The organism is Fulvivirga sedimenti, from assembly GCF_020328055.1.
This window is the reverse complement of record NZ_JAIXNE010000006.1, coordinates 55,670-80,255: the sequence shown is the minus strand read 5'-3', so window position 1 is coordinate 80,255 and position 24,586 is coordinate 55,670. Positions and strand designations below refer to the sequence as shown.

The 24,586-nt window shown below is 45.8% G+C and carries 22 protein-coding genes; 10 read left to right on the top strand and 12 right to left on the bottom strand.

The window, feature by feature from the left end:
- Positions 1–22 precede the first annotated feature (22 nt).
- The 3 genes from LDX50_RS26320 to tnpA all read left to right on the top strand — a co-directional run bounded on the left by LDX50_RS26320 (position 23) and on the right by tnpA (position 3,652).
- Positions 23–2,551 carry a M1 family metallopeptidase gene (locus tag LDX50_RS26320; RefSeq protein WP_225699274.1) on the top strand — a complete coding sequence of 843 codons (2,529 nt, stop codon included), beginning with the start codon at positions 23–25 and terminating at the stop codon, positions 2,549–2,551.
- 117 nt (positions 2,552–2,668) lie between these two features.
- Entirely contained in the window at positions 2,669–3,055 is a 387-nt protein-coding gene (locus tag LDX50_RS26315) for a hypothetical protein (RefSeq protein WP_225699273.1), read from the top strand.
- Between the two features lie 180 nt (positions 3,056–3,235).
- Positions 3,236–3,652, top strand: a complete 417-nt coding sequence (gene tnpA, locus LDX50_RS26310; protein ID WP_225699272.1) for an IS200/IS605 family transposase — start codon at positions 3,236–3,238, stop codon at positions 3,650–3,652.
- Positions 3,653–3,677: 25 nt separating this feature from the next.
- Here the strand turns inward: tnpA and LDX50_RS26305 are convergent, their stop codons facing one another.
- From LDX50_RS26305 to LDX50_RS26290, 4 genes are all read right to left on the bottom strand, one after another.
- Positions 3,678–4,655 (bottom strand): pyridoxal-phosphate dependent enzyme, encoded by a 978-nt coding sequence (locus tag LDX50_RS26305; RefSeq protein ID WP_225699271.1) that lies wholly within the window; start codon positions 4,653–4,655, stop codon positions 3,678–3,680.
- A 4-nt stretch (positions 4,656–4,659) separates the two neighbouring features.
- Positions 4,660–7,461, bottom strand: coding sequence for a DNA polymerase I (gene polA, locus LDX50_RS26300; protein WP_225699270.1), 2,802 nt, complete (start codon positions 7,459–7,461; stop codon positions 4,660–4,662).
- Positions 7,462–7,568: 107 nt separating this feature from the next.
- Entirely contained in the window at positions 7,569–8,408 is an 840-nt protein-coding gene (locus LDX50_RS26295) for a dienelactone hydrolase family protein (RefSeq protein ID WP_225699269.1), read from the bottom strand.
- Positions 8,409–8,451: 43 nt separating this feature from the next.
- Positions 8,452–8,910, bottom strand: a complete 459-nt coding sequence (locus LDX50_RS26290) for a DinB family protein (RefSeq protein ID WP_225699268.1) — start codon at positions 8,908–8,910, stop codon at positions 8,452–8,454.
- Between the two features lie 85 nt (positions 8,911–8,995).
- On the opposite strand from LDX50_RS26290, the gene LDX50_RS26285 reads away from it, so the two are divergent.
- The gene (locus tag LDX50_RS26285; protein ID WP_225699267.1) at positions 8,996–10,633 is read left to right on the top strand and encodes an amidase; all 1,638 of its coding nucleotides are present in this window, start codon (positions 8,996–8,998) and stop codon (positions 10,631–10,633) included.
- Here LDX50_RS26285 and LDX50_RS26280 read toward each other — a convergent pair.
- Positions 10,630–12,180 (bottom strand): M20/M25/M40 family metallo-hydrolase, encoded by a 1,551-nt coding sequence (locus tag LDX50_RS26280; protein WP_225699266.1) that lies wholly within the window; start codon positions 12,178–12,180, stop codon positions 10,630–10,632. The two genes, LDX50_RS26285 and LDX50_RS26280, sit on opposite strands and share 4 nt — an antisense overlap.
- 97 nt (positions 12,181–12,277) lie before the next feature.
- On the opposite strand from LDX50_RS26280, the gene LDX50_RS26275 reads away from it, so the two are divergent.
- Together LDX50_RS26275 and LDX50_RS26270 are read left to right on the top strand one after the other, a co-directional pair.
- Entirely contained in the window at positions 12,278–12,964 is a 687-nt protein-coding gene (locus LDX50_RS26275; protein WP_225699265.1) for an alpha/beta fold hydrolase, read from the top strand.
- Between the two features lie 105 nt (positions 12,965–13,069).
- Positions 13,070–13,897, top strand: coding sequence for an outer membrane beta-barrel protein (locus LDX50_RS26270; protein WP_225699264.1), 828 nt, complete (start codon positions 13,070–13,072; stop codon positions 13,895–13,897).
- Here the strand turns inward: LDX50_RS26270 and LDX50_RS26265 are convergent.
- Both LDX50_RS26265 and LDX50_RS26260 read right to left on the bottom strand, forming a co-directional pair.
- A complete protein-coding gene (locus LDX50_RS26265; RefSeq protein ID WP_225699263.1) occupies positions 13,894–15,363 on the bottom strand; it encodes a cryptochrome/photolyase family protein in 1,470 nt (489 codons plus the stop codon). The genes LDX50_RS26270 and LDX50_RS26265 overlap by 4 nt on opposite strands.
- Positions 15,364–15,393: 30 nt before the next feature.
- Positions 15,394–17,118: a M14 family metallopeptidase gene (locus tag LDX50_RS26260; protein ID WP_225699262.1), complete on the bottom strand. Its 1,725-nt coding sequence runs from the start codon at positions 17,116–17,118 to the stop codon at positions 15,394–15,396.
- Between the two features lie 48 nt (positions 17,119–17,166).
- On the opposite strand from LDX50_RS26260, the gene LDX50_RS26255 reads away from it, so the two are divergent.
- Positions 17,167–17,748, top strand: coding sequence for a nitroreductase family protein (locus tag LDX50_RS26255; protein ID WP_225699261.1), 582 nt, complete (start codon positions 17,167–17,169; stop codon positions 17,746–17,748).
- Here the strand turns inward: LDX50_RS26255 and LDX50_RS26250 are convergent.
- Both LDX50_RS26250 and LDX50_RS26245 read right to left on the bottom strand, forming a co-directional pair.
- Positions 17,742–18,449, bottom strand: coding sequence for a methyltransferase domain-containing protein (locus LDX50_RS26250; RefSeq protein ID WP_225699260.1), 708 nt, complete (start codon positions 18,447–18,449; stop codon positions 17,742–17,744). The genes LDX50_RS26255 and LDX50_RS26250 overlap by 7 nt on opposite strands.
- Positions 18,442–19,536 (bottom strand): type III polyketide synthase, encoded by a 1,095-nt coding sequence (locus LDX50_RS26245; RefSeq protein ID WP_225699259.1) that lies wholly within the window; start codon positions 19,534–19,536, stop codon positions 18,442–18,444. Before LDX50_RS26245 ends, LDX50_RS26250 begins: the two co-directional genes overlap by 8 nt.
- Positions 19,537–19,582: 46 nt before the next feature.
- Here LDX50_RS26245 and LDX50_RS26240 point away from each other — a divergent pair, with 46 nt between their 5' ends.
- Positions 19,583–20,482 carry a UbiA family prenyltransferase gene (locus LDX50_RS26240; protein WP_225699258.1) on the top strand — a complete coding sequence of 300 codons (900 nt, stop codon included), beginning with the start codon at positions 19,583–19,585 and terminating at the stop codon, positions 20,480–20,482.
- Here LDX50_RS26240 and LDX50_RS26235 read toward each other — a convergent pair.
- Entirely contained in the window at positions 20,479–21,603 is a 1,125-nt protein-coding gene (locus LDX50_RS26235) for an NAD(P)/FAD-dependent oxidoreductase (protein WP_225699257.1), read from the bottom strand. The genes LDX50_RS26240 and LDX50_RS26235 overlap by 4 nt on opposite strands.
- A 98-nt stretch (positions 21,604–21,701) precedes the next feature.
- On the opposite strand from LDX50_RS26235, the gene LDX50_RS26230 reads away from it, so the two are divergent.
- A complete protein-coding gene (locus tag LDX50_RS26230; protein WP_225699256.1) occupies positions 21,702–22,163 on the top strand; it encodes a hypothetical protein in 462 nt (153 codons plus the stop codon).
- Between the two features lie 3 nt (positions 22,164–22,166).
- On the opposite strand, the gene LDX50_RS26225 is transcribed toward LDX50_RS26230, so the two are convergent.
- Both LDX50_RS26225 and LDX50_RS26220 read right to left on the bottom strand, forming a co-directional pair.
- Entirely contained in the window at positions 22,167–23,387 is a 1,221-nt protein-coding gene (locus LDX50_RS26225) for an aspartyl protease family protein (RefSeq protein WP_225699255.1), read from the bottom strand.
- 140 nt (positions 23,388–23,527) lie between these two features.
- Positions 23,528–24,109, bottom strand: coding sequence for an LOG family protein (locus tag LDX50_RS26220; protein ID WP_225699254.1), 582 nt, complete (start codon positions 24,107–24,109; stop codon positions 23,528–23,530).
- Between the two features lie 33 nt (positions 24,110–24,142).
- Here LDX50_RS26220 and LDX50_RS26215 point away from each other — a divergent pair, with 33 nt between their 5' ends.
- Positions 24,143–24,529 carry a RidA family protein gene (locus LDX50_RS26215; protein ID WP_225699253.1) on the top strand — a complete coding sequence of 129 codons (387 nt, stop codon included), beginning with the start codon at positions 24,143–24,145 and terminating at the stop codon, positions 24,527–24,529.
- Positions 24,530–24,586: the final 57 nt, after the last annotated feature.

Below are 24,586 nucleotides of genomic sequence, written 5' to 3'. Positions count from 1 at the left end.
TTTGGAAAAAACAATCAACAATATGAAGATTTCGAGAGTATTCCTGTTGCTGGCAATGCTTATTGCCGCAGGAAATAGCTGGGCCCAGGAAGACTGGGAAAAAAAGTTTGAGCAACTCGGACAGGAATTACCAACTCCTAATAGTTACAGAACAGGATCTGGTGCACCCGGAGAAGCATACTGGCAACAGCGGGCTGATTATAAAATCAATGTTTCCATTGATGACAAGACCCAGGTTCTAACCGGATCTGAGACAATCACCTACCATAATAATTCGCCCCATCCACTGCGATACCTGTGGGTTCAGCTGGATCAGAATGTCAGGGCCAAGGATAACCTGTCTGATCAGACAAAAAACTCCTCTATCCGTGACAGTACTGCTGCGAAATTCTTTGCATCCAATGTGAATGCGATCGACTATGACGGCGGATTTAAGATTAAAAGCGTGAAGGATGCTTCGGGTAAGGATTTACCGCATATGATCAACAGAACCATGATGCGCGTGGATCTTGCTACTCCACTTAAGACAGGTGAAAATTTCACTTTCTCAATTGACTGGTCGTATAATATTTATGACCGAATGCTCATCGGCGGACGGGGAGGATATGAATATTTTCCGTCGGATGATAACTACGCCTATACCTGCGCACAGTGGTACCCGAGGATGGCAGTGTATGACGATTACGAGGGATGGCAGAACAAGCAGTTTATCGGAAGAGGTGAATTTGCTTTGACATTCGGAAACTTTGAGGTGAATATCACAGTGCCTTCGGATCATATTGTTGCAGCGACGGGAACACTCGAAAACGCAAAGGAGGTTCTAACCAAGGATCAGTATGATCGCCTTCAAAAGGCTAAAAGCACCTATGATGCTCCGGTGTTCATTGTAACGGAAAAGGAAGCGCGTGAAAAGGAAAAATCAAAATCCAGCAAGACGGCAACATGGCAGTTTAAAGCTGATATGGTTCGGGATTTTGCTTTTGCGTCTTCACGAAAATATATCTGGGATGCCCAGGCGGTAAAACTCCCAACGGCTACGCCCCTGGCAATGTCCTTCTATCCAAAGGAAGGTAATCCACTTTGGGAGCGTGAATCTACCAAGGCGATAAAGAATACGCTTGAAGTCTATTCTGAAAGAACATTTGATTACCCCTATCCCGTTGCGATTTCCGTGAATGCGGCAAATCAGGGAATGGAATATCCGATGATCTGTTTCAACTATGGTCGTCCGGATGCAAAAGGAAATTATTCCGACCGGGTACGGGATGGAAATATTAGTGTGATCGTGCATGAGGTAGGACACAATTACTTCCCGATGATCGTGAACTCTGATGAGCGCCAGTGGACCTGGATGGATGAAGGACTCAATACCTTCCTGGAAAAGGAAACGAAACGTGAGCGTTATCCGGAACTTGACCTGGTATGGGGAACCCCGAAGGGAGTAGTGAGTTATATGAAGGGCGATAAGAAATACATCCGTCCCATCATGACCAATTCTGAGCAAATCATGCAATTCGGTCCGAATGCATACGGTAAGCCGGCTGCTGCGCTAACCGTTTTGCGTGAAGTAGTAATGGGTCCCGAGTTATTTGATGCATCTTTTAAGGAATATGCCAACCGCTGGAAATTCAAGCATCCAAAGCCTGCAGATTTCTTCCGTACGATGGAAGATGCATCTGCCGTGGATCTCGACTGGTTCTGGAGAGGCTGGTTCTATGGAATTGATAATGTTGACGTGTCGGTAGACGAAGTGAAATGGTATCGGATGCGCAATGAAGAAGGCGATATCGAGAACAAAGGCCGTACCGTAGCGGGAGGAAACATGACTGCAGGTGGATCTGATGCAACGGGTCTGGATAACCCTGAGCCGTTTTCACTTACTGAAACCAGCGATCGTTTTTACGGAGAGTTCATGAACCGCGTTGATGACAAGGCGATTATGGCAAAATTGGCCGACAAGAATTTCTACCAGATCAAATTCACAAATCAGGGAGGACTGGTTACTCCGCTGATCATTGAATTTACCTTTAAGGACGGCACGAAGCAGACAGAAAAAATACCTGCTGAGATATGGCGTATGAATGAGAAAGAAGTGACAAAGGTGTTCTATTTTGATAAAGAGGTGGCGAGTGTTGCGCTTGATCCTGAGGAGCTCACCGGTGATACAAACCTGAAGGACAATGTGTTCCCAAGGGATGATATGATGTCGAAATTTGATTCTTTCCGTGCAACCGCTGATGCCAATGCTAATGTAGAAATTGCCGGGACGTGGTCATTTGTAGCTGATACACCCCAGGGAGAAACAAAGGGCGAGCTTATTTTTGATGGCAAAAAAGGTAAGTACAAGGGTACACTTACCACCGATATGGGAAGCTATGATTTACGTGATATAACTCTGTCAGGAAATGTTTTGAAATTTACATTTGATGTTGACGGAGGCGGACAGACTATCGCTATCAATTCAGAAGCGATTGTTGATGGAGACCGGTATAAGGGTAAAATGAATATTCAATCCATGGGATCCTTTGAAATCGTTGGAATGAAGCAATAGAGAAATCCAAAGAATTATAAAAGAGGAGACTGCCCCAAAAAGGCAGTCTCTTTTTTTGATTAAAACGCCAACCTTTCTCACTTATTCGACCACCCGCTACGCAGGGGTCGTATTGTATTGCGAACACGGTCTGATGTATTCGACCACCCGCTATGCAGGGGTCGTATTGTATTGCGAACACATTCTGATGTATTCGACCACCCGCTATGCAGGGGTCGTATTGTATTGCGAACACGGTCTGATGTATTCGACCACCCGCTATGCAGGGGTCGTATTGTATTGCGAACACGGTCTGATGTATTCGACCACCCGCTACGCAGGGGTCGTATTGTATTGCGAACACGGTCTGATGTATTCGACCACCCGCTATGCAGGGGTCGTATTGTATTGCGAACACGGTCTGATGTATTCGACCACCCGCTACGCAGGGGTCGTATTGTATTGCGAACACGGTCTGATGTATTCGACCACCTGCTCCGCAGGGGTCATATTAATTTGCTATGAAGGTAAATATTCCCAATCCGCACAATTTTGTAGTGATTTATATCGTATTGATGACCCATGCGGTAGCGTGGGTCACATATGCGAGATATGGAACGATTAATTGAAACGACCCCTGCGGAGCGGGCGGTCGAATAAAGACATCACTCTTTCAATTGTCCGGGACATTTTTATGATTTGGAGATGAATTTAGGAAGTACATATTCAGCCCATTTTGTTCAGATCGTTTTTTCCGTACATAGAAGAGAGCCCCTTCTTTCACCGATTTGGGAAGCTGAATTATACAAATACATTGCAGGTATCATTAATAATCGCGGCAACAAATCAATAGCCATCAATGGTATGCCCGATCATATTCATATTTTAATTAAGCTTTCTCCTGGTGAACGGGTTTCCGACCTCGTGCGGGAAGTTAAAAAATCGTCATTGGTATTTATCAGAAAAAAATTATTCGGTAGAAAGCAATTCAATTGGCAGCGGGGATATGCTGTAATTTCGTACAATGAGAGAGATTTGGATAGGATTAAAAACTATATCGCAGGTCAAAAAGAGCATCATCGTTTTAAATCACCAAATCATAAAGTGGACCCTTTGCAGTGACTTCAACTTGTTATGGGTTCTTATTTTAACTGGAAAATGTGAGCCGCGTGCCGTCCAGTCCGAATTTGATGTCTACATTTCCCCCGCTTAGGATTATGCCGATTTTTTTACCGGCAAACAGATGTGGGTTGCGAAGCACTGCAGCCAGTGGCGTGGCGCAGGAAGGCTCGATAATGATTTTCATACGTTGCCATATCAATTCCATGGCGGCGACGATCTCCTGATCATCAGCCAGCAGGATGTCTGAAACCAGGTCTGAAATAACGGCAAAGGTTTTTTCTCCAAGGGACGTACGCAAGCCGTCGGCAACGGTTTGCGGATTTCGCTGAGGGATCAATACTCCAGCCCTGAAAGATTGAAAGGCGTCGTCGGCACCTTCGGGTTCACAACCATAAATTTCACGGATTTGGGAAAAGAATGACGCGGCAAGTGCTGTTCCACTGAGTAATCCGCCCCCTCCAACCGGTGCCAGAATTGAATCGAGCTGGAGGTGACTTAGATCTTCGATCAATTCCTTGGCTGCAGTGGCCTGACCGCAAATGATTCGTTCATCATTGTAAGGGTGAATGAACGTAGCATTCTTTTCCCTGATTACCTCCTGCACGGTGGTTTCCCTTGCTTCCAGCGTAGGTTTGCAAAAGATGACCTCGCCATCGTAGCCGCGCACGGCATCAACTTTCACCCGCGGAGCATTTTCGGGCATTACGATGTAGGCGTGGGTTCCCGCAATTTTTGCCGCCAGGGCAATTGCCTGGGCATGGTTGCCCGAACTATGGGTAGTTACTCCTTTTTCCAGCTCTTGAGGTGAGAGGCTCAGCACGGCATTTAATCCCCCTCTGGCCTTGAAAGCCCCCACTTTCTGGAAGTTTTCACATTTAAAGTATATTTCGCAGCCTGCTATATCGTCTATTTGCTGACAGGTAAGTATGGGAGTACGGTGAATATAATTTCGTATGCGGTCGTGTGCTTCAACTATGTGAGCGGGCGCGATGGAACTTTGCATAGTCTTAGTGTGCTTTTAGCCAATTTTCACCGGTGCCGGCTTCCACTTTCATTGGAACCGAAAGTTCGACGACATTTTCCATCATTTCGATCACGGTCTTTTGCACTTTTTCCAGTTCATCCTTATGGACATCGAATACAAGTTCATCATGAACCTGCATAATCATTTTGGTCTGAAGTTTCTCCTTCTTCAGCCAGTTATGTATTTCGATCATTGCCAGTTTTATGATATCCGCGGCACTTCCCTGGATAGGAGCATTGATAGCATTTCGCTCGGCAAATCCCCGCATCGTGGCGTTCCTGGAGTTAATATCCCTGAGATAGCGCCTTCTGCCCATAATCGTTTCCACATATTCTTTTTCCCGCGCCTTTTCGATACAGGCGTCCATATATTTCTTGATCCCGGGAAATTCCTTGAAATAGGCTTTAATGATATCACCTGCTTCCGTTCTTGAAATATTCAGGTTTTGTGAAAGTCCGAATGCAGAAATTCCGTAGATAATTCCGAAGTTGACCTCCTTCGCCTTTCGCCGCATATTGGGATCGACTTCTTCAAGCGGCACATCGAAAACACGGCTTGCAGTGGTGGTATGAATATCCCTTCCTTCACGAAACGCCCGAATCATTTCCTTATCTTCAGCAAATGCAGCAACGATTCTCAACTCAATTTGTGAGTAATCCGCAGAGAGTAGAATATGCTGGTCATCACGTGCAACAAATGCCTTTCTGATCTCCCTGCCCTTTTCGGTACGGATGGGAATATTTTGAAGATTCGGGTTATTTGAACTCAGCCGGCCGGTAGCAGCAACAGCCTGGTTGTAATCAGTATGGATGCGGCCGTCGGTCTTACTGATCATTTTTGGGAGGGCATCGACGTACGTGGATTTTAGTTTCTGATATTCCCTGAATTCAAGGATTTTTGCTGCGATGTCATGCTGATTGGCCAGTTTACTCAGAATTTCCTCACCTGTTGCGTATTGCCCCGATTTGGTCTTTTTTGGTTTGTCGACGAGTTTCATCCGGTCGAACAGGACTTCTCCCAGTTGTTTTGGCGAGGCGATATTAAATTCACAGCCTGCCAGTTCAAAGACCTCCTCCTGGGCTTTCAGGCTGGCTTCCTGGAGCTCCCCGGACATTGAAGCCAGGACATTCTCATCCACACGCACCCCTTCGAATTCCATATCTGCCAGTACGTTCACCAGGGGTAGTTCAACGGTACGAAGAAGTTTTCCCAAACCTGTGGACTCAATTTCTTTGTCAAGTACATCTTTTAACTGCAAGGTAACGTCGGCATCTTCAGCCGCATATTCAACGATCTCTTCAGGTTGTAAGTCGGCCATATTTTTTTGATTCTTACCCTTCGGGCCAAGCAGCTCGGTGATAGGCACAGGCTTATAATTCAGGTATTGTTCCGCCAGTGCATCCATACCGTGCCGGGTTTCCGGCTCGATCAGGTAATGCGCCAGCATTGTGTCATACACGGGTCCGTCAACCTGTATTCCATATTTTTTCAAGGCGAGGATATCGTATTTAATGTTATGCCCGATCTTTTCAATTTCAGGATTTTCCAACACCGCTTTGAAGTATTTCAGCGTATTGGCAGCTTTAGCAATGTCTGTGGAGACAGGAACGTAAAAGGCTTCACCCGGCACATAGGAGAAGGCAATTCCAACGAGAAGGGCTTCTACCGCATCGATACTATTGGTTTCAACATCGAAGCAGAAGGCACTTTGGCCGGCAAGAAATCCCGCCAGTTCCTTCATGGTTTTTTCATCACTAACCAGGTGATAATCGTGCTCAGCAGACTCGATGGTATCCTTTTCCGTATTCAGACTTTCCTCATCCATGTCAAGAATATCCTGGGTGGCGCTGCTGAACATATCAAGTTGTCCTGATCCATTGGTAGTCTGACTGATCTGCGCCGCAGTTTCGCCAAATACACGTTTGGCAATGGTGCGGAATTCCAGTTCCTCAAACAGTGGCTTCAGAATTTCTTCTTTCGGACCATCATAGACAAGCGCTTCTTCATTAAACTCAATTGGCACATCTGTTTTGATGGTAGCGAGGTGTTTCGAAAGGATTCCCTGTTCACCGAACTTCTCCACATTTTCCTTCTGTTTACCCTTGAGCTTGTCGGCATTGGCAACCAGCTCTTCCACGCTTCCGAATTCATGAAGAAGTTTTGATGCAGTTTTAGGCCCGATTCCCGGAATTCCGGGGATATTATCAACACTATCGCCCATGAGCCCGAGCATATCAGTCACCTGGTCAACCCGTGCGACATCCCATTTCTCCTTCACTTCTTTCACGCCAAGGATATCCACCGCATTGCCCATGAATGCAGGCTTGAAGAGATAGACGTGTTCATCTACGCACTGTCCGAAATCCTTATCGGGAGTCATCATGAATACTTCAAATCCTTCACTTGCGGCCTTTTTTGCAAGTGTTCCGATGACGTCATCTGCCTCGAAACCGTCCTTCTCAAGAATCGGAATATTGAATCCGCGAATAATATCTTTCACGATGGGAACAGCCACCCGAATATCCTCCGGGGTTTCTTCGCGATTGGCTTTATATGCTTCAAATTCAACATGCCGGAAAGTAGGTGCAGAAGTATCGAAAGCCACGGCAATATGCGTTGGCTTTTGTTTTTGAAGCACTTCCAGTAGGGTATTGGTAAATCCGAGCATCACTCCTGTGTTCAATCCCTTGGAATTGATTCTTGGATTCTTGCTGAAAGCGAAATGTGCGCGGTAGATCAGTGCGTATGCGTCGAGAAGAAATAGTTTTTTGGCGGGTTTACTCATACTACTAAAGTACTAAAATTAGCTGTAATGATTTTCCGAACCGGGGGACAAACATCAATAAAAAAGGAGGCAACGCGCCTCCTTTTTCTGTTAGGTTGAGCAGGGAATTATTTTAAATTGGCTTTCAGGAATGCAAGGGTTTTCGCATATGCATCTGCTGTTGCTTCCTGGTCAAACTGCGGGTTGCTCGGATTGGCGAATGCATGATTCGCATCGTACATTTCTACGGTAAGCGATTCGCCCGCTTCTTTCATATTTTTCTCAAATGTCTTTACTACATCCGGATTGATCCACTGGTCCTGACTACCAAAAATTCCCAGCACCGGGGCCTTGAGAGTCTTAAGTCTCGCGACATCCTGTACCGGCATTCCGTAATACATAACACATGCTTGTGCCGCACTTCCGGCGATGAGGGTAGACTCAAGCGACCATCCGCCGCCGAAGCACCATCCGATCGTTCCGAATATTGCGCCGTCACCCGCAAACGCCATGGCACCTTCCACAATGCTTTTACCCCTATCGGTCTTCATGCTGCCCATATATTTCTGGGCTTCAGCCTGGGTTGTAGCCACATTACCATCATACATGTCGAGTGCGATTACGTTCACATCTCCCAGATCGTTGAAGAGATTTTCGGCCTCACGTTTGATGTGTTCATTCAATCCCCACCACTCATGGATCACCAGCAGATACTTATTGCTTTTTACCGGGGCTTCCAGGTAAAAGGCATTGGCATCTTTTCCGTCTGGCGTGCTGAAAGTAATCATCTTTCCTGCCACAGTTTCATGGATGTAGACCAACGGTGCAGGATGATCTGCATTAAAGTCTGAATTTGATGCGAAAAGGGCGAACTTTTCTGTAGCTGGTGTGTGGCATACCGTAATTCCCTCCTGTGCAATTGCCGGCAGGAGCAGAAATGAAAATAAAATTGTAATAAGTGTTTTCATAGTCAAGTATTTACATGTTTAAACAAGCAAATAGCTGGTAAGTTTACCTGATTCTTCGGTATGCGATGTAGTCGGTTGAGGGAGGCTGAATACCGATTTCCTTCAACCGCATGGCCATCTGGGCCCTGTGATAGGTACTGTGATTGATTACCTGCGTGATAATTTCCCGAATGGTATTTTCATATTTTTTGCCTTCGGAATTCTTATAAAAGATCATTTCCTCGAATGTCTCCATCTTGTGATGGTTTAGGTAATAGATCCAGTTGGCCGTACTTTCTTCTGTCATACTCCACAGTTCCCGTACCTTATATTCTTCCCACAGGGGAAAGGGGCTTGTGGGAAGGTCTTTGATCCGGTTAAGCCAGACTATCTGCGCAGATACGATATGACCATAGAGAAGGATAAGTTTCTGGTCGGTAATCTCGTTCTTCTCCAGTGTAATAAGCATGCGTTGATTCGCCCAATCGTTATATTCAAAGAGATCAACAAAGTGTTTTTTCATGATTCGTGTGTTTCTTGCTTTTGCTCCGGAAAGTAACGAAAATTCAGGCAAAATTGTAACTTAAGCCACGAAGACAATTTAACCGATGAAACATTTACGAGCTACACTATTTACTCTTTCTCTTCTATTCCCGCTACTGGCCGTGGCGCAGAAATTTGATTCCGTTAAGTATATGGAGCCATTCCTTGATCTTTCCCTCACCGACGCGCAGCGGGATTCACTGCGGGATGGTTTGTATGCAAATCAGGAACGGATCAGGGCGATACACCAGTACGGACTTCCAAATGAGGTTCCTCCCGCCCAGGTTTTTATGCCCATGTTTTATTCGGAGATTCAGGGAACACAGGAAGTGATTGACTGGAAGTTGCCGCAGAATATTTCATTGCCAAAGAACAGGGACGAGCTGGCATTTTACAATGTTGCCGAGTTGGCTTCACTGATCAGGTCACAAAAGATAACGTCGGTTGAACTCACGCGTTTGTTCATTGACCGTCTGAAGAAATTTGGTGATACACTTGAGTGCGTGGTTACGCTAACTGAAGAACGGGCAATGCAGCAGGCAGCAGCCGCCGATGCAGAGATTGCAGCCGGGAAATACCGCGGACCGCTGCATGGAATTCCGTACGGATTGAAAGATTTATTTTCAGTAGAAGGCTATGAGACAACGTGGGGGGCCATGCCGTACAAAGATCAGCGGCTTGAGATGACGGCTACAGTTGTTGAAAAACTTGATGCCGCAGGAGCTGTTCTTGTGGCAAAGCTCACACTCGGCGCCCTGGCAATGGGTGATGTCTGGTTTGGTGGTGTTACAAGAAATCCATGGAATCTGAATCAGGGAAGCAGCGGCTCATCGGCCGGCTCTGCATCGGCCGTCGCAGCCGGTCTGGTACCTTTCGCCATCGGCACAGAGACGCTGGGATCTATCGTTTCTCCTTCAACGCGCTGCGGCACAACAGGGCTGCGGCCGACCTTCGGTCGGGTGAGCCGCCACGGCGGGATGGCTCTTAGCTGGTCGATGGATAAAGTCGGCCCCATCGCGCGTTCTGCCCGTGATTGCGCGCTGGTTTTCGATGTAATCCGTGGGGCAGACGGAAAGGATCCAAGCATCGTGGAAGCCCCTTTTAATTACAAGGCTAATGTGGACATAAAATCCCTCAGAATAGGCTACCTGGCTGAAGATTTTTCCCAGGTGCGGGGCAACCGGACCAATGACAGCCTTGCACTTGCAGCGATCCGAAGTCTTGGAATTGAATTGCATGAGGTAAAACTGCCTTCAGATATTCCGGTTTATCCGTTAACTGTAATCCTTGCAAGCGAGGCTTCTGCCGCATTTGACGCACTTACCCGCAGCGGTCTTGATACGCTGATGGTTCGACAGGACAAGGGCGCCTGGCCAAACTATTTCCGAACGTCAAGATTTATTCCGGCGGCCGACTATATCAATGCCAACCGGATACGAACAAATCTCATCCGGGAAATGAATGCGATCATGGAGGACTATGACGTGGTGATCGCCCCCAGTTTTGGCGGACAGCTGGTACTGACGAATCTTACCGGCCATCCTTGTCTGGTAATGCCGAACGGTTTTAACAACAATGGTTCACCTACGAGTATATCTTTCATTGGGAAGATGATGGGAGAGGCTTCCCTGATAGCACTTGGAGAGGCATTTCAGGCGGCCACCGATCACGATGACCGCCATCCTGCCATGTTTGTTCCTTAATTTGAGCCGGTTACAACCGGAATACTTTCCCTGGGCATTTTCTCAGGGCGCTGGGCGGTATGATAGGTTATGATAGCTATCACGGTTGCCATTTGCTTCAGGTCATCAATTTCAAGACGGTCATATACATCCATATTGGTATGGTGCGTACGTGTGTTGTATTCCACTTCGTCCTGGATAAACTGGAATCCGGGAAGACCCACAGCATCGAAACCGAGGTGATCTGTTCCTCCGGTATTACGTATTGTGATGGTAGGCGTTTCGATGATGTCTGACATCGCGCTGAACCAGCTGGCAAAAACCGGTCTGGCACCTTCATTACCCTGAAGATAGACACCACGGATGCGGCCTGTACCGTTGTCAATATTATAGTACGCCGATAGTTTCTCATGTTCCGGCTTCAGGGCCATGGTTTCGCTGTCGCCGAAATGATTTTTCACATAGTTACGGGACCCGTGAATACCCTGCTCCTCACCTGTCCAGAGAGCAACGCGAATGGTTCTTTTAGGCTGCAATCCCAGCGTCTTGATGATACGAAGAGCTTCAAGCATAACTGCACATCCTGAGGCATTATCTGTAGCTCCTGTACCTGCATGCCATGAATCCAGGTGCCCGCCAATCATTACCACCTCATCTTTCAGGTTTTTGTCGGTTCCGGGTATCTCACCGATCACATTATAGCCCTTTATATCATCTTCATAGAAAGAAGTCCTGATCTCGGCCTCAAGTTTAACGGGGATGCCTTTGGCCAGCAGACGTTTCATCATGTTTGTATATTCCGGAGCCATTTCAAATTCCGCTGTCGCCACTTCCGAACCTGGAGCGTAGGATGCTCCGTTTGATGTAAAGAATGTGCCATGCCGTCCGCGACGGGCAGAAATAATCAGTGCCGCATTTTCACTGGCCATGAAATCATTCACCTTATTTCTGAATTCACGCATTGCCCGATATCGTGCATAACGTGCTGAATAGTCACCGCTTCCACCGTTTTGCGAAGGGTATTTTTCCATCTCCTTCAATTCTTCATCTGTGTAACGATTGCCGTCCGCCTCAAAGGTGGCTGTTACATCATAATCATCAGCAACCAGGACGATCTTGCCATTAAGTTTACCCCTGTATTTCTCGAGATCTTCTTCTGTCTGAATATCAACCAGCATTACCTCGCCTGATACCAAACCGCTTGTGCTGCCGGTCCATGCCTTAGGCACAGCAATGAAAGGCATGTAATAAGGTTCAGTCATGGCGACATAGCTTTTATCTACCTGCCATCCCTTACCAAATTCTCCCCACGGCTCAAGGGCAACATTTTTCAGACCCCATTTCTTCATTTCTTCCACCGCCCATTCCGAAGCACGCATCAGGCCTGGCGAATTTGTAAGGCGCGGACCGGAGACATCGGTAAGGTAGGATGCGATCATTTCGATCTGCGAATTTTCCATGCCTTCGGATTTCATTTTGGCAATGGCATCGTAGTCAATTTTCTCCTGTCCGGCAAGGAAAAAGGTCAGGCCGAAGAACAAGACACAAAAGGTAATTACTGGCTTCATATTTTTAATGTTAATTTGATAGTTTACAGAGGAATAAAGATAAATACATGACTTCTCTTAATGAAGTAATTTTACATCAAAGGGAGACATAAATTTCATGAACAGGGAAGCCTTAATATTATTGCACGGGGCGCTTGGCTCATCCGCCCAGGTGGAACCGCTCATTCCATACCTTAAACAGGATTTTGATGTATACACACTCAATTTCTCCGGACATGGAGGCCTCCCGGTGCCCTCACGGTTTTCCATAAATGATTTCACATCCGATGTTGTCCGGTTCATGGACCTGAACAAGTTGCCCTATGCCCATATCTTTGGGTTTAGCATGGGAGGATATGTGGCGCTTAAATTAGCCGAAAGGACCAGCAAACGAACAGGGAAAATAATGACCCTCGGAACAAAATTCGACTGGACCCCGGAAACAGCTGATAAGGAAAAGGCCATGCTGAATCCTTCGAAAATAGAAGAGAAAGTCCCGGCTTTTGCCAGGTTTCTGCTGGAAAGGCATGCTCCGTCCGACTGGAAGCAGGTCCTCCACACAACGGCTGGCATGATGACTGCTCTTGGGAATCAGCCTGATTGGATTGCGGGCAGGAATACTGTAATGAATGAAGTATGCCTGATGGTGGGTTCACTGGATTCAATGGTGACCATCGACGAGACCCGCAAAATTGCCGATGCGCTGGAAAATGGGTCATTCAGGGTTCTGGAAGGTGTTCTCCATCCCATGGAAAAAGCGGATCCTTCTTCAATCGCGGGTGAAATTCTTTCGTTCATCAAATAGTTTATATGATCACAAACCTTACATCACCCGTTTAAAGGCAATTAACGTGGTCGGGTTACTGTTTGCCAGAGGCAGTATTTATAAGTGAACTAAAGGAGCAGAACAGTGAAACGATTTTTTATTCTTGCCTCAATTTTTTGCATTTTTTCCTATTCGGGTGTGGCGCAAGGGCTTCGTTTAGGCCTGACAACCGCCATAACATCGGATATAATTCTGGATAACGGGATTAAGAGTGATCCCCGGTATCAGGCTACTTTTTCGCATTCTTTTTCTCCAATTGGGTTAAATGTGAGCTATGATCTTACACCCTCTTTCGGCCTTTCCCTGGAGACAATTATGGCGAATCAGCAGGCCGTATATGAAATAATCGACATTGCTGAACAGGTAAAAGGGGAGCACAAGCTCGACATGAGCATGATCAATGTTCCGGTTTTGCTTCGTTTCATGAGCAGTGGAACCAGTGCAACCCGCTTCAATTTTAATGTCGGGCCGCAGTTTTCATTCATTACAAAGGCCATCGAATCTGTGGCTGTCCAGTCCGGAGAATTTCAAATACCGGACGGAGCATCTTTTGAAGAGATACTTCAGGATTACCCCACCGCTTCACAAAATAGTCAGCAAGCTACGGATGGAACATACGAGATTTCCGCCGCCTATTATCAGGATGTGTTGAAGAAAGAGGCGAACGAGTTCAGGAATATGAATTTCCAGATCGCTTTAGCAATGGGGCTCGATATAGACGTTGCCAAACATTTCATTGTCACAACCCAGATCAGGGCCAATTACAGCATCGACGGCTACCGCAATGAAGATGCGTTCAATGATATTATTAGTGGTAATGCAAACCAGGTTTTTGCTGAAAAAGCGAATTTGAATGTGGGCATTCAACTTGGGGTTCAGTATTCCCTGAATGTGACCCGTTCGCGACGCTAGTCTTTCAGCCCGTTAAGAAACGTATCAGCCCTTTCCAGATGGTCCCTGAGTTTTTCAGGGTCCATACGGTTGAGCAGGCTTAGTATCATATTCATTCTTGGGTTTCCGGAAAAATCTTCCTGATGGACGTGAATGAATCTCCAGTAAAGGGCGTCCCAGATCCTGCTCCATTCACCGGTTTTGTAGTGGCTCATTTTTCGGATATAGTTTGAACCGGAGATATATGGCTTGGTGGTAATGACGCCATTGTCGGAATACTGGGTCATTCCATAGACATTCGGAACCATAACCCAGTCATATGCATCTATAAAAAGTGCCATAAACCACCGGTATACTTCATCGGGGTCGAATTCGCACAGGAGCATAAAATTTCCAAGGATCATGAGTCTCTCGATATGATGTCCATAGGCATGCTCCAATACTTTTTTTATTGTATCATCAACCGGTACTATGCCGGTTTCACCCGTCCAGAAAGACCGGGGGATTTTTCGCTGGTGACCGAAGACATTGGACTTTCGCTGAAAGGTACCCTTGTAAAAGTATATAGCACGCATAAATTCACGCCATCCGATGATCTGTCGAATAAATCCTTCCAGTGAATTCAGCGGGATACTTTTTCGCTCATGCCGATCCATCAACCCGGTAAGGATCTGTTGAGGGGTTAGGAGGCCGATATTTAGTGAAGGTGTTAGAACAGAGTGAAAAAGGAATGGGTCTTTATCTGAAATAGCATCTTCATAGGCACCAAAGGAATCAATCCGGTGTTCCAGAAAATTTGCCAGCCATTCTTTTGCCTGAAGATGAGTAACCGGGTAAACAAAGTTTTCGACAATGCCCGGATTATCGGGGAAATTCCTTTCTACATATGTTATAGCTTCCGTGAGATAATCATTCGTACGGGGGATATATTTACCAGGAATTTCTACGGATGAGGGAAGTTTTTTCCGGTTTTCGTCATCAAAGCTCCATTTTCCGCCTTCGGGCTGACCGTTCTCCATCAACAGGCCGAACCTCCGGCGCTGTTTTTTATAGAAACTTGCCATGAAGTAGGATTCCTGTTCACCAAGCTGGTCATTCATTCCCTCACGATCAAGGAGAAAAAGCGGACTTTCATAGGATTGAAGTCCGATGCCGCTTTGCCTGGCCAAGCGTGCCAGACGTCTTTCCAGCAGGTAATCGTCTGTGTATACGTAATGAATACTCGATACATTCTCGGCTGTGAAATATTCGAATAGTTTCTTGAGCGTACCGTATTCACCAATTTCACAATAACGGCTGTCCACACCCCGCTGCGCGAGCATTTCAGCAAAATACTTCATGGATGCCCTGTGAAGGATCAGTTTCTTTTTATGAAATGGATATTGTTGAAAGAATAATGGATCCTCGTATATATACACGGGCCTTCCGTTACCAACGGCGGGCGAATCTGTAAACAGCTGATGGGGAAAAACGATTGTGATTTCCATACCATCCAAACAGTCGGACGAACACGAAAGTTATTTCAAAATTCGATATACCGGGTATTGCATATGGGCCTTTTCATAATATTCAGAGTGCTCATAGATGTAATTTAACTGGGCGTACCAGTTTTGAGAAAACTCAGGCTCTTCGCTCTTTTTTTTCTGAAATTCCCTGTTCAGGGATGGGCTTTCCTTCAGAATCTGCAATGCCAGGTCTTCAAAGACATAGGGTGAGAATCCTTCTTTTTGCTGAAGTATCGTATCGAAGAAATTCCACCGAAAGAATGAGTCGGTTGCCTCAGGCTCCAGGGTTTCTATTATATAACGACCGGCCTTTTGAGATAGCGGGAAAACATAGTCGCCTGCACGGAATGAAACAGTGCCCTCATGGCGCGTGACCGACATGGAACGATGCGGAAAATGTCCTTCGTACGGATTACTGGCTGAGGACACTTCATTGATCCTGTAGCTTTCGACCGCAATGGTGGTATCTGCCTGCAACCGCGTAAATACGGCGCCATTCGCAATCAGCCTGTCAATTACCGTATGCCAGCCCTGCGGGATAACGTAGGCTGAAGGAACGATTATTTCCTTTGACGGGATAAAGGTATCGAAGTAAGGAATTTCTTTTTCGAAAGGAGCATTACGGTCATATTTCAGGCGGTCGAGTCCGGTAACCTCACTCTTTTGCATCGTACCTTCATATCCTGCGAACATTATCTTTCGGGATTGGGCTTCATCCAGTTTCCAGTCGATAGGGTGAAGTGTACCCGGGACCAGACCTGAAGTAGTCTCCCTGCGCAGGGTCTGAATTTTTGCCCCGTCACGGCCAACGATCTTAAGTACATTAATAAGAAAATCATAGCTTGATTTTACGCGAACATCGAAGGGCTTCAGCATATGTGTTTCAATCATAAATCCGAGGGTTCCGAAAAGGGCTGCGTAGCCGGTTGAATAACGGGGAGCATCCATGAACTGGCTGAATCCTCTTTCATCCGGAGTGCGATTGAAGACATTTACATAGGGGGTGATCCTGTTCCCGGAGGCCTCCATGAGCTGCTCCAGTTCAGGCGTAAATTGGTCATGGATGTAGTTGCCCATCGGTGATCCGATACGATTATGCTGGGTTGCGAGATGAGTTATGGGGTATTGGTAGTCGGCACCATTACTCACGTGCGTGTCGATGAATACGTCAGGATTTACAAGGTGGAAGATTTCGTAAAAAGAAAATGCATTTCTGGTGTCAGCTTTAATGAAATCCCGGTTGAGATCATAATTTCTGGCATTTCCCCTGAAACCGTAGGACACTGGTCCGTTCTGGTTTACCCGGCTTGTGCTATTACGGTTGAGGGCACCGCCGATGTTGTACAGGGGCAGAATAGACAGGACAGTATTTTCGGGCAGCGCATTTTTGCCGGACAGTAAGTCGCGGGCCAGCATCATGGAAGCCTCGATGCCGTCCGGTTCACCGGGATGAATTCCGTTGTTGATTAAAACCATGGTTTTACCAGCTGCCTGAAGTTCCTTTAAATTAAAGGACCCTGACAGGTCGATAATGAAGAGATGAAGTTTCTTACCGCTATCCGTTGATCCCATTTCCAGGAGTTTTGCGGATTGTGGAAATTGGCGGGCAAGATCCTGGTAGAATGAAATGACCTCGGGGTAAGTTCCTGTTTCGGTTCCACCGGTGGATTCAAAAGGGGTCATTTGCGCTTTTGAAGTGAAAGAAATCAGGATAATCAAAAACAGTATTCGTTGCATATCATGTACCTTAGAAGCGCTAATATAAAAACTCAACCGCGTTATATTATGGAAATGCCCGATTACGCAAGAAAACTTATTCGAGAGCGACGCTCGATATACACCAATTTATTTTCCGAAGAAACAATTCCAGATTCGGTGATAGAGGACATGATTGAAAATGCCAGGTGGGCTCCCACACATAGGCTTACCCAGCCCTGGCGATTTACGGTATTTACAGGAACAGGGCTTCAGAAACTGGCGCAGTACCAGGCAGAAGTATACCGCGAGCGCAATCCTGAATATGATGAGGTTAAATATGAGAAACTGCTGAAAAAGCCTCTCGAATGCTCCCACATTATTGCGATTGGTATGCACCGGGATCCGGAAGGAAGGGTTCCCGAAGTGGAGGAGGTGTGTGCTGTAGCTTGTGCGGTTCAGAACATGTGGCTCACTGCTTCTTCCTATCGGGTAGGTTGTTACTGGAGTACCGGAGGCATCACTTTTTACGATGGGGTAGGAGAATTTTTTGGCTGGAAGGCAGAAGATCAGCTCCTTGGATTTTTATATCTCGGGATGCCTAAAATCGAAAAATGGCCTGCCGGTAGAAGGGATGAAATGTCGGAAAAAACGGTTTGGATTAATCAATGATCCCAGGTGGCCACCACTTTCCACCTGAATGCCCAGTGCCAGGAAAGGTCGAAACCATGGATGCCTGATTTATACAGGATCGTGGCCAGCTCATTTTTGTGAAATGCCCTTTTCACAGACACGGCAGCGTCATTGCGAACCATTTTGGATTTTGAAAAGACCCGGGTAAGCAACTTAATGGAATGATATGCAAACCAGTGCCGGTGCAGATCATTAATCACCATACCCTTTCTTGCCTGACCTTTCAGTTGGGAGAAAAGCCGGATCAATTCATTATCGGAGAAGTGATGAGTAAAGAGTGTAGCCGTAACCACGTCACACGTAAGTGCTTTAAATTCTTCAGAGAAAATATCACATGCCAGGTAATCGATCTGCGGGTAGTTCTCTGTGTTTCTCCGGGCATATTCGATGATATTCGGATTGGCATCCACACCTGTGATTCGAATGTCAATGCCCTGTTTGGTTGCCCAGTCACAAATCTGCATCATCATATCTCCACCGCCGCAGCCTATATCGATGATATGAAGGGGTTCATCCTGATTTGTAAATGAATCCAGACCGAGCAGAGTGACATAATTTCCACCCAGCAGCTGGTTTATTACGGCAAGTTCTTTCAAAGTCTGATCGATAACGGGGCCTGAACTTTGCAGGTCGTCCATCAATTCAATTTCATTGGACCGTTTACGTAGAAAATTACTCATGACTGTGAATGGTAAGAATCATACTTTCCAGCGTTAGACCCGGTCCGAATGCAAGCCCAAGCACATTATACTGGTCATTTTTCATGGCTCCTGAATTCCACAGTGCTTCAAGAACAAAAAGTATTGTAGCACTGGACATATTCCCAAATTTCTTGAGTACCTGACGTGAAAAATGATTTTCGGAAGCGCCGATACCTAATTTTTCCTCAAGGACCTGGAGTATTCGTTTTCCTCCCGGATGCAGGATGTAGTAATCAAATTCCCTTTGATTACTTTCTTCCCAAAGGCGGTTCAGCATGGGATCAATACCCTTCTTCAGAAAATCCGGAACATACGCGCTGAGTTTCATTTCAAAGCCGGTATTTCCGATATCCCAGGCCATTTCTTCATGTCCTTCCGTCTGCAGGGTGGAATAAAAGTGTGAAACTTCAAGCGATGGTGTAGCAGGTTTTTGATTGGTCAGCAGCAAGGCAGATGAACCATCACCAAAGAGGGCGTTTGCAAGAAAATTGTTCTCGGTATTGTCTTTCTGGAAATGGAGGGTGCATAATTCTGTACAGACGACCAGTGCGTTTACCGGTTTATCGGAGTGGCAGAACGCATCTGCCACCTTGATTGCGTTAAATGCCGCATAGCAACCCATAAAATTAATGGCGGTTCGTTTCACTTCTGGTGAGAGACGGAGGTGGTTTACCAGGTCTATATCCAGTCCGGGTGCATACATCCCGGTACATGAAACGGTAATCAGGTGCGTGATTTTAGACGGGTCAATCGTTTCCAGGCATTTTTTTGCGGCCGTAAGGCTAAGCTCAAGGGCTTCGTCGCGGTATTTCTGCTGTCGTTGCCGGGTGTCCGGGAATGGGGTTAGCTCTTCATTATTGGGAAAGAATTCATTCTGATCCGGCTGCAGGTAGTCTTTTATCACCGAATAACGTGTTTGTATTCCTGTAGCGCGATATAAAACTTCCAGATTTTTTCTGTCCTCACCTTTAAGTTGGTGGGCTTTCAGCATAAATTGCAGTACTTCATTCTGTGAAATGACATATTGCGGTACAGCGGTACCAATTGCTTGAATGAATGTACTCATATATCAATAATACTTATTTTTAGATTTTATCTTCACTCAAAAACAAATGTTTCACAAGTCGACCTGGTTACACCTTCGGATTCCCTTTTCCTTTTTTTTGCTCCCGGTATTCCTGTTTGCCGTATCCATATCTCCTAATCTTAATCCGGATCGTCTTCTGATTGTTTTTGTGGTATTGCATTTATTCATTTATCCGGCCAGCAACGGGTATAACAGTTACTTCGACAGGGATGAAAATAGTATTGGCGGATTGAAGAATCCACCTAAGGTACGGAAGGAATTATATTTTACGGCACTAATATTTGATGTAATCGGAATTCTTCTGGCCTTACAGGTCAATTTGACGTTTGCTGTGATGGTATTTATATACGGGTTGGTATCCAAAGCTTATAGCCACCCATCAATTCGCTTAAAAAAATATGCATGGATCAGCTGGTTCATTGCAGGTTTGTTTCAGGGCTTTTTTACTTTCCTGATGGCATATGCAGGAATCAATGATTTTGACAGCAGCGTTATACTTCAGTCGAAAACGCTGATGCCGGCCATGTTGTCTTCACTGATTCTGTGGGGATCTTACCCGATGACGCAAATATATCAGCATGAGGAAGATATAAAAAGGGGAGACAGGACGCTCAGCTATGTTTTAGGCATTCGCGGCACTTTTCATTTTACCGCTATTTTCTTCACCATGGCCGTGGGCGCTTATTTTCTGTATTTCAGCCAGTTCTTTGCAGTCAGGTATGGCTGGCAGTTTATCCTGGCACTTTTGCCTGTGCTGATTTATTTTATTTATTGGTATGTGCAGGTGAGGAGATCGGCGACAGCAGCAGATTACACCCACACGATGCGGTTAAACTTCATTTCTGCCCTATGCCTCAATGCATTTTTTATTTATTTCTTTCTGGATCATACCCATGTGTTGCAAGCCATACGGGCCGGATACTAGAATGGCTTTCCGTGTGTCTGGCGCATCAGCCAGTGACCAATGGCGGGGATCGATTTTCCAACCCTAACGGTGAGCCCCGAAAAGGAGCCATTTCCAAAGAGACGCTGGATTTTTCGGCCTGTGCTGAGTCTTGTCGAGAAATGCCGACTCCAGACATTTCTGTACGCCTGCTCGAGGGCTTCCCTGTCATTGATTTCTTCAGGGTGAAAAGAATTGAGGACATCGAAAAGAAGCTTGGCTGAGTGCATAGCCATAGCCATCCCGTTTCCGCACAGTGGTGTGATCATTCCCGCTGCGTCTCCGCACATCAGTATGTGTTCATCAACCGGCGACTTCGTTTCAAATGAAATTTCGTTAATGACCTCTGGCTTGTCCCACAGAAATTCGCTTTCGGAGAATATTGCCTGAATTCTGGGATTCTTAAATAGCACGTTGGATTCCATCTCCCGAATGCTTCTGGCATTTTCCATGGAGCTCCTGTGAGCGAGGTAGCAAATATTGATAGTATTGTTTTCCACGGCATTTACGCCACAGTAACCTCCGGGGAAATTATGCAGCGCGACAGTGTTGGAACGGAGGGAAGGGTTTTTAACATGATATTTCACCCCCATATAAGGAGAACGCTTTTGCATGAACGGTCGGTTGAGGATCCTGTCGATCGCCGAACGCTTACCGAATGCACCGATAAGCCAGTTACAAGTATAGGAGTCTTTGTTAGTCTCGATGTGGAAAATATTCTTATCGAACCGGACATTCGTGACTTTTTCATTCTGATGGATTCTCGCGCCTCTTTGCTTGCCCTGATCAAAGAGATGTTGATCCAGCGCGTATCTGCTGATTCCGAAACCACCCAGGTCCAGGTCCATTTCCAGCCCCCTTCCTTCAATGTCGGATAATTCAAATCGATTGATCTCCGGGAAGGCAGACTTTTCGGGGTAAAGATCTTCTTGCATCAGAAAGGGGATAACCTCGTTGCTCAGATATTCTCCACACACCCGATGTTTAGGGTAAGACGATTTTTCAATCAGCAAAACATCCCGGTTTTTACCGGCTAAAAGCGCCGCCAGAGTCAATCCGGCCACTCCTCCTCCCAGGATAATATAATCTGCTGATACAGTCATAAATATTAAACACTAAATATCGGGAAATGATCAAACACAATCATCCCTTTTTACGTTCAATGGTTACCAGCAATTAAACAATCCGCATATATATTACCATGACAACACAAACTTCAACTACACCTATTAAGGTTTACATGATCGGAAATAATCCGATCGATGTGAGTGATATATATCAAAAACTGAAGGATTATGCATCTGATTCATTTCATACCGAATACGGTTTTGATTTGAAGAAAGCCTTTAAGCATATTTTGAAAAGCAGGCCTTCCTGCGTATTGATTGATGACAATATCGGTCATCCGATCATGCAGAAATTTATGGCCAAGTTATCCACACATAAGGACACGCAGGACATTCCTGTGGCCGTTTTGAAAAATTCCAACTATCGTGAATCCGGTGCGGTACTGGCAACAGATTACATTTTGAAGGAGGGGCTGTCTGCCGACAGTCTCAGGAAACTGATATTCAGAACCATTCGCTTCAAGAAGATGCACCTGATGTTCATAAAAAGCTACCGTAAAGGGAAGAGACGCATCCACACCATTATAGGGAGGTAACTATCACAGTCTGTTTTCCAGGATAATGGAATGGCGCAGGCGCTGACCATTTCTGCTTATTTCAATCAGCAACTTCTTCTTTGGCTTTGAGTTCAGGATGCTAATTACCTTACCGAGTTCCATCTGGTTTGTGTCTACGTGATTGATGGAGATAAGTCGGTCGCCTTCCTTAAGACCGGACTCAGATGCAACTGAATTCTCCCGCACTTCCACTATTTCGTATTGATTGAGATTGCTTCCGATCGCTTTCACGGTTATTCCGCTGAGGTTATAGGTGAAGTCTTTTTTGAATTGACGCCCTGGTTTAACGTAAATCTCTTCGAGCGGGAAATTAAAGACAATCTTGAAACGACTCAGTATGTCACCTCCAACGGAGCCATTTCTAAAAACAGTGTTTCCCGTAAGACTGTCCAGCAAATAGCCTTCATTTGGAAAGGTTGCAATAACATCCTCCCAACAGGCGCCTCCGATGGAGAACGACTGAAGCTTGGCCAGTTTACCGTCAAGGCGGCCTCCGAGGCCACGTCCCAGTGAAGTCTTGATATTCTTTTCGGGAATATGAATGGCGGGATCGGTTTCCTGATTTAGTATTAGCCCGTGACTGGCCCCTGTATCAATCAGGAGTTTCAATCCGATTGTATCGGTAGGGGCATCGACATACGAAATCCGGCCATGTACGTAGGGTTTAGTATCCTCAACGGAAATGGGAATGGTGAGCCATTTTCGCCGTTTTTTAAACTCATTTGGTGTGGTTATGGTAAGAACCCGCTTATCGTAATCCACCCCCACGATGAAACGACTGAAAAGCTCATATCCCATAATACCGTGTACTTCGGTACCCAAATAATTTCTGAGCTCGAGGTAGTCCTCTTCAAGGACCAGCATGGCGTGGCCGTCGCCGCTAACACCGGGAAGGGTAAGGCGTACACCATTTGTTATATAAGCCTCGATGAGAGGGGTTTCTCCAATTCCGGCGATTGTGTATTTTTTATTGTATTCAAGATTAAGCAGGTCGCTGAAGGTCTTTTCAGTGAGGATTGTCGTTCGTACACCGGTATCCAGAATGAACCGCAACGGAAGTCGGTTATTAACGACTACCGGTACAACGATAAGATTATTATAGATTTCGAAAGGAATGGTGATCTTTTTGGCATTGTCTTCAATTTGAAAACCAAGGATCTGCCCTTGTGATGGAAGGTGGATCCACAGGCAGATGAATGCCATAATTGTGGTAAATGTAACTTTAGTCGATCTGCTCATTACAATTATTCACCCAAAAAGTTAATCAATTTGACATGATTGCAAAGCAGGGTTACAGGTAAATAGCTTCAGAAAACTTATCCACTCCCCCAATTTGCGGGACTTCAACCGCGCTTAATACTGTTCCAGATATTGTCGTTTCCAGGAACGTAATCCTTTAATTTGCCAATAAGACCTGCTGGTTCTGTTGAATGAAGTAATAGCTCCCTACCTTTTGGCCGAAGAAATCCTGCGTTCACCATTTCATCCATCATTTTTAACAGCGGATCGTAGTAACCGTTAACGTTTAGAATCCCAATAGGTTTTTTTAGGATTAGTAATTGGTTCCAGGTAAGGATTTCTGCCATTTCATCGAGTGTACCCATTCCTCCGGGCAGGACAGCAAACCCATCGGCAAGTCGCGCCATTTCATATTTTCTTTCATGCATGGAAGCGGTGATCCGTAGCTCTGTGAGCCCCTGGTGGGCGACTTCCTTATCCATCATAAAATCGGGAATTACCCCAATTGCATTTCCTCCTGATTCGAGCACGGTATCCGCAATGATGCCCATTAACCCTAATCTTCCCTCTCCGTAGATAAGCGTGCAATTTTCCTGAACAAGAATCTTTGCAAAATCAATGGCAGTTTGCTTAAAAATTGGCAATTTACCCTGCGAGGACCCACAAAAGACACATATATTCTTCATACCTTAGTAAGTAAAAATAAGGATTAAAGAAGGATGAGCCAAAGAATTAATTATGCTACCGGAGCAAGCTGGGAGAAAATCGTTGGTTATTCCAGGGCAGTGAGAACGGCACATTTAATTGAAGTGTCAGGAACTGTCGCCCTCAAAGACGGTGAATTGGTAGGTGAAGGGGATCCTTATTTACAAACGAGGCGAATTTTGGAGATAATTCAGGATAGTATTGAAGCGCTCGGAGGAAAAATTGAAAATGTAGTAAGAACACGCATATATGTGCGGGATATCAGCCAATGGGAATCAATTGGCAGAGCACATGGCGAGGTTTTTGCGGATATTCAACCGGCCACTTCCATGGTTGAGGTAAGCCGGTTAATAGATGATAAATTTCTGGTGGAAATAGAAGCAACAGCGGTTATTCCGTAGAGCCGTCGACATCATGTTTATTGTCACTTACCATTTTATTCGGAAAAATCTTTGGTG

Excerpts from the sequence above, each read along its gene's own strand:
- LDX50_RS26290 (WP_225699268.1), bottom strand. The coding sequence starts at position 8,910 with ATGAAAAAACACTTTGTTGATCTCTTTGAATATAACGATTGGGCGAAT.
- LDX50_RS26280 (WP_225699266.1), bottom strand. The coding sequence starts at position 12,180 with ATGAAGCCAGTAATTACCTTTTGTGTCTTGTTCTTCGGCCTGACCTTT.
- LDX50_RS26285 (WP_225699267.1), top strand. The coding sequence starts at position 8,996 with ATGAAACATTTACGAGCTACACTATTTACTCTTTCTCTTCTATTCCCG.
- LDX50_RS26305 (WP_225699271.1), bottom strand. The coding sequence starts at position 4,655 with ATGCAAAGTTCCATCGCGCCCGCTCACATAGTTGAAGCACACGACCGC.
- LDX50_RS26275 (WP_225699265.1), top strand. The coding sequence starts at position 12,278 with ATGAACAGGGAAGCCTTAATATTATTGCACGGGGCGCTTGGCTCATCC.
- LDX50_RS26240 (WP_225699258.1), top strand. The coding sequence starts at position 19,583 with ATGTTTCACAAGTCGACCTGGTTACACCTTCGGATTCCCTTTTCCTTT.
- LDX50_RS26265 (WP_225699263.1), bottom strand. The coding sequence starts at position 15,363 with ATGGAAATCACAATCGTTTTTCCCCATCAGCTGTTTACAGATTCGCCC.
- tnpA (WP_225699272.1), top strand. The coding sequence starts at position 3,236 with ATGAATTTAGGAAGTACATATTCAGCCCATTTTGTTCAGATCGTTTTT.
- LDX50_RS26260 (WP_225699262.1), bottom strand. The coding sequence starts at position 17,118 with ATGCAACGAATACTGTTTTTGATTATCCTGATTTCTTTCACTTCAAAA.
- LDX50_RS26255 (WP_225699261.1), top strand. The coding sequence starts at position 17,167 with ATGGAAATGCCCGATTACGCAAGAAAACTTATTCGAGAGCGACGCTCG.
- LDX50_RS26320 (WP_225699274.1), top strand. The coding sequence starts at position 23 with ATGAAGATTTCGAGAGTATTCCTGTTGCTGGCAATGCTTATTGCCGCA.
- LDX50_RS26235 (WP_225699257.1), bottom strand. The coding sequence starts at position 21,603 with ATGACTGTATCAGCAGATTATATTATCCTGGGAGGAGGAGTGGCCGGA.
- LDX50_RS26220 (WP_225699254.1), bottom strand. The coding sequence starts at position 24,109 with ATGAAGAATATATGTGTCTTTTGTGGGTCCTCGCAGGGTAAATTGCCA.
- LDX50_RS26250 (WP_225699260.1), bottom strand. The coding sequence starts at position 18,449 with ATGAGTAATTTTCTACGTAAACGGTCCAATGAAATTGAATTGATGGAC.
- LDX50_RS26245 (WP_225699259.1), bottom strand. The coding sequence starts at position 19,536 with ATGAGTACATTCATTCAAGCAATTGGTACCGCTGTACCGCAATATGTC.
- polA (WP_225699270.1), bottom strand. The coding sequence starts at position 7,461 with ATGAGTAAACCCGCCAAAAAACTATTTCTTCTCGACGCATACGCACTG.
- LDX50_RS26295 (WP_225699269.1), bottom strand. The coding sequence starts at position 8,408 with ATGAAAACACTTATTACAATTTTATTTTCATTTCTGCTCCTGCCGGCA.
- LDX50_RS26225 (WP_225699255.1), bottom strand. The coding sequence starts at position 23,387 with ATGGCATTCATCTGCCTGTGGATCCACCTTCCATCACAAGGGCAGATC.
- LDX50_RS26215 (WP_225699253.1), top strand. The coding sequence starts at position 24,143 with ATGAGCCAAAGAATTAATTATGCTACCGGAGCAAGCTGGGAGAAAATC.
- LDX50_RS26230 (WP_225699256.1), top strand. The coding sequence starts at position 21,702 with ATGACAACACAAACTTCAACTACACCTATTAAGGTTTACATGATCGGA.